12 protein-coding genes are annotated in these 12,752 nt (G+C 33.6%); all 12 read left to right on the top strand.

Going from position 1 to position 12,752, the window contains the following annotated elements; translation table 11 throughout:
* The first annotated feature begins 2 nt into the window (after positions 1-2).
* The 12 genes from HMPREF2663_RS11030 (at position 3) to cysC (ending at position 12,425) form a co-directional block, all read left to right on the top strand.
* Positions 3-752: a zinc-ribbon domain-containing protein gene (locus HMPREF2663_RS11030; RefSeq protein WP_002458285.1), complete on the top strand. Its 750-nt coding sequence runs from the start codon at positions 3-5 to the stop codon at positions 750-752.
* A 219-nt stretch (positions 753-971) separates the two neighbouring features.
* Positions 972-1,412, top strand: coding sequence for a MarR family winged helix-turn-helix transcriptional regulator (locus HMPREF2663_RS11025; protein WP_070846418.1), 441 nt, complete (start codon positions 972-974; stop codon positions 1,410-1,412).
* 16 nt (positions 1,413-1,428) lie between these two features.
* Positions 1,429-2,772, top strand: a complete 1,344-nt coding sequence (locus HMPREF2663_RS11020; protein ID WP_070846417.1) for a dihydrolipoyl dehydrogenase family protein — start codon at positions 1,429-1,431, stop codon at positions 2,770-2,772.
* A gap of 12 nt (positions 2,773-2,784) precedes the next feature.
* Positions 2,785-3,261 carry a glutathione peroxidase gene (locus HMPREF2663_RS11015; RefSeq protein ID WP_070592527.1) on the top strand — a complete coding sequence of 159 codons (477 nt, stop codon included), beginning with the start codon at positions 2,785-2,787 and terminating at the stop codon, positions 3,259-3,261.
* 315 nt (positions 3,262-3,576) lie between these two features.
* A complete protein-coding gene (locus tag HMPREF2663_RS11010; RefSeq protein WP_002458282.1) occupies positions 3,577-4,308 on the top strand; it encodes a phosphoadenylyl-sulfate reductase in 732 nt (243 codons plus the stop codon).
* Positions 4,309-4,606: 298 nt separating this feature from the next.
* Complete coding sequence (locus tag HMPREF2663_RS11005) at positions 4,607-6,451, top strand: assimilatory sulfite reductase (NADPH) flavoprotein subunit (protein WP_002458281.1); 1,845 nt, start codon at positions 4,607-4,609, stop codon at positions 6,449-6,451.
* 19 nt (positions 6,452-6,470) lie between these two features.
* Positions 6,471-8,189: an assimilatory sulfite reductase (NADPH) hemoprotein subunit gene (gene cysI, locus HMPREF2663_RS11000; RefSeq protein ID WP_002447027.1), complete on the top strand. Its 1,719-nt coding sequence runs from the start codon at positions 6,471-6,473 to the stop codon at positions 8,187-8,189.
* Between the two features lie 21 nt (positions 8,190-8,210).
* Positions 8,211-8,990, top strand: coding sequence for a uroporphyrinogen-III C-methyltransferase (gene cobA / locus HMPREF2663_RS10995; protein ID WP_002447028.1), 780 nt, complete (start codon positions 8,211-8,213; stop codon positions 8,988-8,990).
* An 86-nt stretch (positions 8,991-9,076) separates the two neighbouring features.
* Positions 9,077-9,688 (top strand): NAD(P)-binding protein, encoded by a 612-nt coding sequence (locus tag HMPREF2663_RS10990; protein ID WP_038812669.1) that lies wholly within the window; start codon positions 9,077-9,079, stop codon positions 9,686-9,688.
* Between the two features lie 20 nt (positions 9,689-9,708).
* Positions 9,709-10,608 carry a sulfite exporter TauE/SafE family protein gene (locus tag HMPREF2663_RS10985; RefSeq protein ID WP_002458277.1) on the top strand — a complete coding sequence of 300 codons (900 nt, stop codon included), beginning with the start codon at positions 9,709-9,711 and terminating at the stop codon, positions 10,606-10,608.
* A 23-nt stretch (positions 10,609-10,631) separates the two neighbouring features.
* The gene (sat, locus tag HMPREF2663_RS10980; RefSeq protein WP_070592525.1) at positions 10,632-11,810 is read left to right on the top strand and encodes a sulfate adenylyltransferase; all 1,179 of its coding nucleotides are present in this window, start codon (positions 10,632-10,634) and stop codon (positions 11,808-11,810) included.
* A 15-nt stretch (positions 11,811-11,825) separates the two neighbouring features.
* Positions 11,826-12,425, top strand: a complete 600-nt coding sequence (cysC, locus tag HMPREF2663_RS10975; RefSeq protein ID WP_001830609.1) for an adenylyl-sulfate kinase — start codon at positions 11,826-11,828, stop codon at positions 12,423-12,425.
* Positions 12,426-12,752 lie beyond the last annotated feature (327 nt).

The raw sequence follows: 12,752 nt of genomic DNA, 5'->3' as shown, positions 1-12,752 counted from the left end.
AAATGAAATTCTGCCCTCATTGTGGAAATCCGGTAAAAAAGGAACAGTCATTTTGTAATAAATGTGGAAAACATTTACAGACATCGACACAAAGAAAAAGTGAAAATCAAATTGAACATATGCGTGAACAGCAATCGTATATTTCTCGTGAGGAAAGACAAGATCATGATTCAACATTTTATAAAGGACAGAAACATACAGGTTGGTTGATTGTACTATCAATTATATTTGTCTTGTTGATAGCAGCACTATTGTATGGTGCGTACTATGCTTACAATCATTATATTAGTGATGAGCAAAGTCATCAAACAACACAGTCTCAACAATCAAATGAAAGTAATCAAAATAGGGACCAATCTACTGGTCCAAGCATTGATGTTTTTAGTAATGACTTTGATCAAGGTTATATGAAGTCAGCTTCAACAAGTGGATATAGAGGTGTTTATAATGGAATGACACGTGAAGAAGTTGAAGATAAATTTGGAACATCCAATGGTTCTGTAGAAAGTTTGAAGTGGAGTTATGAAACATATGGTGATTTAGCTGTAGCCTACGATGATAATGAAGTTGTTAGCGTAGGTGTAGCACCTAATCATATTTCAGAAGATCAATTTTTAAGTATGTATAATGAACCGGATGATAGAAATTCAAGCCAGCTCATTTATGATAGTAACAAAGATAATGACTTCTCTGTGTTAGTTAATGTTAAAAATGGAGACGTTACCGTCATTGAAAATGTAAATCAAATTTAAATATAACGCTTATGGAAAGCCTAAGAACTCAAAGAGTGTCTTGGGCTTTTTCTATGATTAGTGGTCAGGGTATCTTGAATATAGTATTATTCCAAGTCTTTTTAACTTTATAGTTGATGTTTAAATAAGAAAATTTTATTTGTGAGCATATATATTGTGAAAATGTGCGAGTCATTTTACACTATAATCAATCGCGCGCGATTGAAAAGAGGTGAATATGTGAAACAAGAACAAATGAGGTTAGCGAATCAGCTTTGTTTTTCAGCATATAATGTAAGTCGTTTATTTGCTCAATTTTATGAGAAAAAGTTAAAACAGTTTGGTATAACTTATTCTCAGTATTTAGTATTACTGACGTTATGGGAAGAGAATCCTCAAACATTAAATTCAATCGGTAGACATTTGGATTTATCCAGTAACACTTTAACTCCATTACTAAAAAGACTTGAGCAATCTGAATGGGTTAAAAGAGAACGTCAACAATCTGATAAACGACAGTTGATAATTACGTTAACTGACAATGGACAACAACAACAAGAAGCAGTTTTTGAAGCAATTTCAAGTTGCTTACCACAAGAATTTGATACAACGAAGTATGATGAAACGAAGTATGTGTTTGAAGAACTAGAGAAAACATTAAAACATCTCATAGAAAAATAAGAAAGGATGAGAGTTAATGAAACAATATGATGTAGTATTTTTAGGAAGTGGTCATGCAGCTTGGCATGCTGCGTTAACATTAAAGCAAAGTGGTAAGCAAGTAGCTATAGTTGAAAAAGATACCATCGCCGGTACATGTACTAACTATGGTTGTAATGCGAAAATTTTATTAGAGGGACCTTATGAAGTGCTTGAAGAAGCCAAACAATATCCTAATATTATTGATAGTCACAGTTTAGAAGTGAATTGGAAGAATTTAATGCGTTACAAAGAGCAAGTCATTAATCCTATGTCTGAAACCCTCACATCTATGTTTGAACAACAGGGAATTGATGTAATCATGGGGAAAGGTAAAATTGTAGATGCTCATACAATAGAGGTAAATGATACAACATTACAATCAGATTATATTGTTATAGCAACTGGACAACATAGTCATCAATTAGATATCGAAGGTAAAGAATATACGCATGATAGTCGGGAATTTTTATCAATGCAATCTTTACCGAATAGTATAACTTTTATTGGAGCAGGTATTATCAGTATTGAATTCGCTTCTATCATGGTCAAATCTGGTGTAGAGGTCAATGTGATTCATCATACAAATCAGGCACTTGAAGGGTTTAACGAATCTCACGTCAATAAATTAATTCAAAAGTTAAAAGATGAAGGTGTTAAATTTTACTTTAGTGAGAATACCAAGTCAGTTAGACCGAATGCGCAACGTTTTATAGTAGAAACTGAGTCTGGAAAAATGATTGAAACAGATTATGTACTGGATGCAACAGGTAGAAAGCCTAATGTTGAGCAAATAGGTTTGGAAAAAGTGGGTATACAATTTAGTGATAGAGGTATTGAGGTTGACGATTATTTAAGAACAAATGTAAAAAATATATATGCAAGTGGGGACGTTATCGATAAAATGATTCCTAAGCTTACTCCTACAGCTACATTTGAGTCTAATTATATCGCTGCCCATATCCTTGGATTGAATACAGAGGCCATCCAGTATCCACCAATACCTTCAGTGCTTTATTCATTGCCTCGTTTATCTCAAATAGGTGTCACAGTAAGCGAGGCTAAGAAAGATGATACGTATATAATTAAAGATATACCATTCGGAAGACAAATGGTATTTGAGTATCAAAACGAAACAGAAGCTGAAATGTCAATTGTATTAGATAGTCAAAAACGTTTAGTAGGAGCAGAGATTTATGGGAATGACGCTGGTGATTTGGTTAATCTCCTAGTCTTTATCATTAATCAAAAACTTACTGCACACGATTTAAATCAAAATATTTTTGCATTTCCTGGAGCTTCCAGTGGCGTTATAGATTTATTGAAATTGGCGATGATGTAGAGGTGTAACTAAATGAGTATTTATGATATTGCGGTAGAGAATTATGATGGTTCTACCTATTTACTAAAAAAATATAAAGGGAAAGTGCTCATTATCGTAAATACTGCAACTAATTGTACTTTGAATGATCAATTTAATAAATTAGAAATGCTTTATAAAAAATATCATAAGTATGGTCTTGAGATTTTGAGCTTCCCCTGCAATGATTTTAATAATCAGGAGCCAGGATTAATCAAAGATATTTATCGCGTATATAAATATAAGTTTGGTATTACTTTCCCCATCCATGCTAAGATTAACGTTAATGGAGAGCATGAGCACCCTTTGTACATATTATTAAAATGTAAACAACCAGGATTATTTGGTTCGCAAATTAAGTGGAATTTTACTAAATTTGTAGTCGATCAACAGGGAAATATTGTTAAACGATTTTTACCTTGTGATAATCCTAACCAAATGGAGGAATTAATAAGACAATTATTAAAATAAATGCCTGTCTTATACTTGAATTAAAGAATAAAATAATCTTGTTTCATTTGTAATATTTTGAATGAAGCCACGATAAACGAATGGAAAAGAAATTATTAAAGAGTCTGCCATATCATATGTGTAGGCTCTTTAAATTTTTTTATGAGCATATAGGACAAAAAATTTAAATTAATCTCATCTTTATTTCGATAATTTCTCGAGTTACCTTGACTTTCGTTATAAAAGTAGTTAAAGTATTAAACATAATTATTCTGACAATTCTGATATGTTTTGTTGATTTGGATGGGTTGATAAGGTGATAGGGGGGCTCCACAAATGTCTATAAAAAGAATTACTTATGACAATTTTCAAAACGATCCATTTATAAATGAATTAGATATTAATGATGAGACAAAAGGTGCTTATGAGATTTTAAAATGGGCATATCAAACTTATGAAAATGATATTGTTTATTCTTGCAGTTTTGGTGCTGAGAGTATGGTTTTGATTGACTTGATTTCTCAAATTAAACCCGACGCACAAATTGTATTTTTAGACACTGATTTACATTTTCAAGAAACATATGACTTAATAGATAGGGTGAAAGATAAATATCCACAATTACGCATTAAAATGAAAAAACCGGAACTTACGTTAGAGGAACAAGGTGAGAAATATAATCCTGCTTTATGGAAGAATGATCCTAATCAATGTTGCTACATACGCAAGATTAAACCTCTAGAAGACGTATTATCTGGTGCTGTAGCTTGGATATCAGGTCTTAGACGAGCACAATCACCAACACGAGCACATACAAATTTCATTAACAAAGATGAAAGATTTAAATCAATTAAAGTGTGTCCCTTAATCTATTGGACAGAAGAAGAAGTATGGTCTTATATACGTGATAAGGACTTACCTTATAATGAATTACATGATCAAAATTATCCAAGTATTGGTTGCATTCCATGTACATCACCCGTATTTAATTCTAATGATTCACGTGCTGGTCGTTGGTCAAATTCTAGTAAGACTGAATGCGGATTACATGTAGCTGATAAACCATAAGAGATAGTCAAAAAATTTTAATTTAAAAACATAGTATTCCGATAAGAAATAAGGAATTGTTTATTAAAAGCTGATACAGCTTTATTTATAAGCGATTATCTTGAGTAATCAAAGTTTGTATTGCACTTTGATATTATGAATTGTCTTTTCGATTTTAGTTATCATTTGAGTATTACATTTACTGAAAATAATAAATGGTACATACTAGAATTGAAGATATAATTAATAATTTTCAAATATAGACATATATAAACTAATGACAAATATCGGAATAACAAAGTATAAGAGGTGGATAAGATTGAACTTAAGTGTTACCAATAGTCCTTTTACGGAAGGGCAAGCTAAACAAATCAATGAATTGCTTCACACTTTATCACCTAACCAACAAGTATGGTTAAGTGGCTATCTGATGGCAAATCAACAATCAAATACATCTACAGATTCTGTAGACCAACATAACTTAGATGACAATACAGAAGCGATGCTACATGAAAAGGAACCTTCAGTTGAGCCGGAAGCGAGATCGATAACGATTTTATATGGATCTGAGTCTGGTAATGCGCAAGGACTTGCAGAAATATTTGAACAACGTTTATCTGATATTGGAAATGACGTTACGCTCAAATCAATGGATGACTTTAAACCTAAGAATTTAAAGAAAGTAGAAGATTTATTTATTATCACATCTACACATGGCGAAGGAGATCCACCAGATAATGCTGTTGAATTACATGAATACATCCACGGACGTAAAGCGCCAAAATTGGATGGGGTGAGATTTTCAGTATTAGCATTAGGAGATCAAACCTATGAATTCTTCTGTCAAACTGGTAAAGATTTTGATAATCGTTTGGCTGAATTAGGGGCAGAAAGACTTTATCAACGTACTGATTGCGATGTTGATTATGAAGAAGACGCTGAAAAGTGGATGGCCAATGTTATTAATACGATTGATTCAACACCAGCTGGTACTGAAAGTGAACAAGTTGTTAGCGAATCTATAAAATCAGCAAAGGAAAAGAAATATAGTAAGTCTAATCCTTACGATGCTGAAGTATTGACCAACATTAATTTGAATGGTAGAGGTTCAGACAAAGAGACAAGACATATTGAGTTATTACTTGATAATTTCGGTGAAGAATATGAACCGGGGGATTGTGTAGTTGTCTTGCCTCAAAACGATCCAGCTATCGTAGACTTACTTATTAGCACATTAGGTTGGAGTCCAGAAACACAAGTTTTAATTAACGAGGATGGAGATACTTTAAATCTTGAAGAGGCATTAACATCGCATTTCGAAATTACTAAATTAACAAAACCGCTAATAGAAAATGCTGCGATATTTTTTGATAATGAAGAGCTTTCTGAAAAAATTCAAGATAAAGAATGGATTCAAAACTACGTTGAGGGACGGGATTTGATTGATTTATTAAATGACTTCGCAACGACAGAACTACAACCTGAAAATTTACATCAATTATTAAGAAAGTTACCACCTAGAGAGTACTCAATATCTAGTAGTTATAAAGCAACACCAGATGAAGTTCACATTACTGTTGGGGCAGTTAGATATCAAGCACACGGTCGCGAACGTTCAGGAGTTTGTTCAGTTCAATTTGCAGAGAGAATACAAGAGGGCGATACAATTCCTATCTATTTAAAACGAAATCCGAATTTTAAGTTTCCGCAAGATGAATCAACACCTGTGATTATGATAGGTCCTGGGACAGGTGTTGCACCGTTTAGATCCTATATGCAAGAACGAGAGGAACTAGGTTTTGAAGGAAATACATGGTTATTCTTTGGAGATCAACACTTCACTACAGATTTTCTGTATCAAACGGAATGGCAAGAATGGCTTGAAGATGGAACTTTATCAAAATTAGATATTGCTTTTTCTAGAGATACTGATAAAAAAGTGTATGTGCAACATAAAATTGCAGAAAATAGTGAACAATTTAATCGATGGATTGAAAATGGCGCTACTATTTATGTATGTGGTGATGAAAGTAAAATGGCAAAGGATGTTCATCAAGCGATTAAAAATGTGTTAATCAAAGAGCAAAACCTATCTGAAACAGATGCAGAAGAATACTTAAAACAAATGAAAAGAGATAAAAGATATCAAAGAGACGTGTATTAATAGAAGGGACGGGGGATACATGGTTAATACAAATAATCATATTTCGGAAGAATTAGATAAAAATCTTGATGAAATGGAATTTTTAAAAGCAAATAGTGACTTTTTGCGTGGAACTATTGAACAAAGTTTAGCTAATCCAATCACTGGATCCATTACACAAGATGATGCAAAACTGCTAAAGTTTCACGGAAGTTATATGCAAGATGACAGGGATTTAAGAGATGAGCGTCGTAAACAAAAACTTGAGCCTGCATATAGTTTTATGATTCGAGTTCGTGTACCCGGGGGGAAAGCGACTCCTGAACAGTGGATTGCTATGGATGATATTTCTAATCAATATGCCAATCATACGATTAAATTAACAACACGCCAAGCATTTCAATTTCATGGCATTCTTAAACGTAATTTGAAACAATCAATGAAAAATATCAATCATGCAGTACTTGATTCTATTGCTGCATGTGGAGATGTTAATCGTAATACAATGTGCAATCCTAATCCTTATCAATCTCAAGTACATAAGGAGATTAATGATTATGCAACGCGTATAAGTAATCACTTACTTCCAAGAACAAATGCATATCATGAAATTTGGCTTGATGGTGAAAAGGTTTTAGATTCTAGTGAGGAAAAGGAACCTATTTATGGGAATACGTATTTACCACGTAAATTCAAAATAGGTATTGCGGTACCACCATCTAATGATATTGACGTCTATTCTCAAGATATTGGTTTAATCGCTATCGTTGAACAAGATGAGTTAATTGGATTTAATGTGACTATCGGTGGCGGTATGGGTATGACTCATGGTAATACAGAAACATATCCTCAACTTGGACGTCTCATAGGTTTTATACCTAAGGAAAAGGTTGTAGATGTATGTGAGAAAATACTTACAATACAACGTGATTATGGTAATCGTGAAAATCGAAAAAATGCACGTTTTAAATATACAGTGGACCGTCTAGGAGAAACTTGGGTGACTGAAGAATTAAACCGACGATTAGGTTGGGAAATTAAAGCGCCACGTGATTTCGAATTTGAACATAATGGTGATCGATTAGGTTGGATTGAAGGTGTTAATAATTGGAACTTCACTTTATTTATACAAAATGGGCGTGTGAAAGATACTGAAGACTATTTGTTAAAAACAGCCTTAAGAGAAATCGCAGAAATCCATACTGGAGATTTCAGATTATCACCTAATCAGAACTTAGTTATTGCAAATGTTTCTCCCGAGAAAAAGGAAGAAATACAAGCTATTATTAATAAATATAAGTTAACAGATGGCAAAAATTATACAGGACTTAGAAGAAATTCTATGGCTTGTGTTGCTTTCCCAACGTGTGGTTTAGCTATGGCAGAATCTGAAAGATATCTTCCTTCATTAATTACAAAAATTGAAGATTTACTAGATGAGTCTGGTTTAAGAGAGGAAGAAATAACGATTCGTATGACAGGTTGTCCTAATGGATGTGCAAGACCAGCGCTAGCAGAAATAGCTTTTATCGGTAAAGCACCTGGTAAATATAATATGTACTTAGGTGGTAGTTTTAAAGGCGAACGTCTAAATAAAATATATAAAGAGAATATCGACGAAAATGAAATATTAGAAAGTCTACGTCCATTGTTATTGCGTTATAGTAAAGAGCGTCTTGACGGAGAACACTTTGGGGACTTTGTAATTCGTGCCGGTGTGATAGCCAAAGTTCATGATGGTCGCGATTTTCATAGCTAAACGAGAGGGGTAGTGTTTCATATGGGGAAAGTATATTTAGTTGGAGCTGGACCTGGCGATCCAGAATTAATAACATTAAAAGGTTTAAAAGCCATTAAAGAAGCCGATGTCATTCTTTATGACCGACTTGTAAATAAAGAAATACTTAATTATGCTTCTCCTTCTACTAAGTTCTTCTATTGTGGTAAGGATCCTCACAGGCACTCCTTACCGCAGGAAGAAACAAATAAAATGATGGTAACCTTAGCCAAAAAAGGGCACACAGTTACACGTTTAAAGGGTGGCGATCCATTTGTTTTTGGACGTGGCGGAGAAGAAGCAGAGGAATTAGCATGTCATAATATCCACTTTGAAATTATACCTGGAATTACATCGGGAATTGCAGCACCAGCATATGCTGGAATTCCAGTAACACATCGTGATTATAGTTCTTCTGTAGCATTTGTAACTGCAGTGAATAAACCTGGTATGGATAAAGGCAAATACTGGCAACATTTGGCCAATGGTCCTGAAACTTTATGCATATATATGGGGGTTAAGAGACTCAGTGAAATTTGTGAGTTGTTAATACAATATGGCCGTTCGTCAGAAACACCAGTAGCTCTCGTGCATATGGGAACGTCAAAACAGCAAATGACAGTGACTGGGACACTGGATACAATTCAAGAACGAGCACATCACATTCAGAATCCAGCAATGATTATTGTAGGCGAAGTGGTTAAGATGAGAGAAAAAATTAATTGGTTTGTAGAACAAGCAACTGTTCAAAATGAAACGTTAACGGAAATGTCATCAACTTAGCGCATACATTTAACGCAACAATAAAAATCATGGATAAATATCATGTTATAAAGAGTATTAATAAAAGTGTATAGGAGGAAATCATCATGAATATGCCCTTAATGATTGATTTAAGTAACAAGAAAGTCGTCATTGTAGGTGGAGGTAAAGTTGCAACACGTCGTACTACAAGTTTATTAGCTTATACAAACCATATTCATGTTGTAAGTCCAACAATTACTGATACATTACAAAAATATCTAGAAACGAAGCAAATCACTTATGAAAAGAAACTCTTCGAACCACAAGATGTTAAGAATGCTGATATGGTCATCGCGGCTACTAATCAATCTGATGTTAACAACGATGTGAGGGCAGCTTTGTCTAAGAACGTATTGTTTAATCATGCAGGACAAGCAGACCTAGGAAATATAACGTTCCCTAATTTCTTAAAAAGAGATAAATTAACAATAAGTGTATCAACTGATGGTGCAAGTCCTAAATTAGGTCAACGAATTATTAAAGATTTAAAGGTTACATACAACGAAGACTATTCAATGTATATTCAGTTTTTATATGAAAGTAGACAGTATATTAAATCACTTAAAATTGAGCCATCTGATAAACAAGCGTTACTCGAGCAAATTTTGTCAGACAAATATTTAGATGAGAAGAAGCAACAAGATTTCATCCGATGGCTAAAATCACAAGTCAAATGAAGAATGGGGGCATATGATATATGCGCAAAGTATTAATTTTCGCAATTGCGGGATTTTTAGCACAACTTGTTGATGGATCATTAGGCATGGGATTTGGCGCTTCATCGTCATCAATATTATTAACTTATGGTATAGCACCGGCAGTAGTGTCAGCAACCGTTCATTTTTCTGAAATTGCAACAACAGCTGCATCTGGGACATCACATTGGAGATTTGATAATGTTCATAAACCAACAATGTTGAAGTTAGCTATACCCGGCTCAATAAGCGCCTTTATCGGTGCAGGTGTTTTGACATTTATTCATGGTGATTATATTAAACCGTTCATTGCATTATTCTTGTTAAGTATGGGATTTTATATTTTGTATCAATTTCTATTTAAACGTGCACATGAACATCATCATCATGTGGGAGATTTGAGTAGCTTTAAAGTAATTCCACAAGGTTTTGTGGCAGGATTTTTAGACGCAATCGGTGGTGGTGGTTGGGGACCAGTTAATACACCACTCCTGCTCTCAAGTAAAAAAATTCAACCACGATATGCGATTGGAACGGTCTCAGCAAGTGAATTTTTTGTTACGTCATCTGCTGCTTTAAGTTTCATCATCTTTTTAGGAATCACTCAAATTAATTGGTTTGCTGTAATTGCTTTGAGTCTCGGTGGAATGGTAGCGGCACCTATTTCAGCGTATTTAGTTAAAGTGTTACCTATTAACATTCTTGCAATTTGTGTCGGAGGTTTAATCATTTTTACAAATAGTAATGCATTATTAAGCTATTTTGTAAAAGATAGCACTATTTCAAATACAGTTCGATTCATTATTATTATTGCAATCATTATTTTGCTTGTTTTTCAAGTCGTTCGAAACAAGAAATTATCTTTTTCTTACAAGAAAAGCCGAGTAAACAAATATAATTAATTAGAAAAGGGGATTTGATTATAATGTCTAACAATGAAACAATAACCAATTATACAATTAAACCTCATGGAGGAGAACTTATCAATCGTGTTGTTGAAGGAAACGAACGTGAACGTTTGATTGAGGAAGCATTAAAGTTTAAACCGATTACTTTAAATCCTTGGGGAATATCGGATCTAGAGCTCATAGGTATTGGCGGATTTAGTCCCCTTACAGGATTTATGAACAAAGAAGACTACACTAAGGTGATAGAGGAAACGCATTTAAGCAATGGCTTGGTCTGGAGTATTCCTATCACTTTACCTGTAACAGAATCTGAAGCAGATAAACTTGATATAGGTGATGATATCGCTTTATATGGTGAAGATGGACAGTTATATGGAACGCTTAAATTAGAAGAAAAGTACACATATGATAAAGAAAAAGAAGCGCGTTTGGTATACGGAACAACTGAAGAAGCGCATCCTGGAGTTAAAAAGGTTTATGAAAAAGGAAATATTTATTTAGGTGGTCCTATTAAACTATTAAATCGTCCGAAACATGATGCGTTTTCAAATTATCATTTGGATCCTTCAGAGACAAGACAATTATTTCATGATTTAGGTTGGAAAACTGTCGTAGGTTTTCAAACGAGAAATCCAGTGCATCGAGCACATGAATATATTCAAAAATCAGCACTAGAAATTGTTGATGGTCTACTTTTAAATCCACTAGTTGGTGAAACAAAGTCAGACGATATTCCAGCGGATGTACGTATGGAAAGTTATGAAGTGATATTAAAAAACTATTATCCTGAAGATAGAGCACGTCTAGTCATTTATCCTGCTGCAATGCGCTATGCCGGACCACGTGAAGCGATACTTCATGCAACTGTCCGTAAAAATTATGGTTGTACACATTTTATTGTGGGAAGAGATCATGCTGGTGTAGGCGATTATTATGGTACTTATGAAGCACAAGAACTGATTGCTCAATTTGAAGATGAGTTAGGTATTCAAATTTTAAAATTTGAACATGCCTTTTATTGTGAAGCTTGTGGTAATATGGCAACTGCTAAAACATGTCCGCATGACGCTTCTCAACATTTACATTTAAGTGGTACTAAAGTAAGGGAAAAACTGCGTAATGGCGAATCATTACCAACTAAATTTTCAAGACCAGAAGTTGCCGAAGTTCTAATTAAAGGTTTGCGAGAAAAATAAATCAGGAGTGTTAAAATGAGTGAATCAAATCATATTACATGGCATGACTCAGAAGTCACGAAGAAACAAAGACAGCATAGAAATGGACACAAAAGTGCTGTAATTTGGTTTACAGGGCTATCTGGGTCAGGTAAATCAACGGTTTCTGTTGCCTTAGAGAAAGAATTATTTAATGAAGGAAAACAAACATACCGTTTAGATGGTGATAATGTGCGTCACGGTCTTAATAAAAATTTAGGATTTAGTCCTGAAGATCGTTCAGAAAATATTCGACGCATTGGAGAAGTAGCAAAATTAATGGTAGACGCTGGAGCTTTAACAGTTACTGCTTTTATCTCCCCATATAAAGAAGACAGAGAAGGTGTTAGAGCATTACTAGAGGATAATGAGTTTATAGAAGTATATACAAAATGTAGTGTTGAAGAATGTGAAAAGAGAGATCCGAAAGGATTGTATAAAAAAGCACGATCTGGGGAAATACCTGAATTTACAGGTATAAGTGCACCTTATCAAGCACCTGAAAATCCTGAAATCACTATAGATACTGAACACGACACTATTGAACAATCAGTGGAACAAATTATACGTTATCTTAAAGAACACCAATATATTTAAATTGATATTTCATCATATAGAGTAGGAGAGAATTAAAGATTCTTAATCTTACTCTTTTTAATTTTAAAAGTATACTGGAAAGTTTTGAACATATCATAATTTTTAAAGAAAAGCACTTGGTCAGGTATACTTACTTCTAATTAAGTAAGAAGATGTTATTTCTAAATGATATCAATAGTATACTTATGAGTCATGATTTATGCTTAGTTTGTGATTATCTAAATACAAATATAATTTAAATTTATAAAAAGCTAATTATTGATGTGTGATTAAAGTGAAATAAAAAGGGAAAATATTTTTAAAGAGATATTGAGTGATTTATCATAA

It is taken from the genome of Staphylococcus sp. HMSC077D08 (assembly GCF_001837945.1).
In the GTDB taxonomy this organism is placed as follows: Bacteria; Bacillota; Bacilli; order Staphylococcales; family Staphylococcaceae; genus Staphylococcus; species Staphylococcus epidermidis.
Note: the sequence above shows the minus strand (reverse complement) of the source record. Positions and strands in the feature narration are given on the sequence as shown.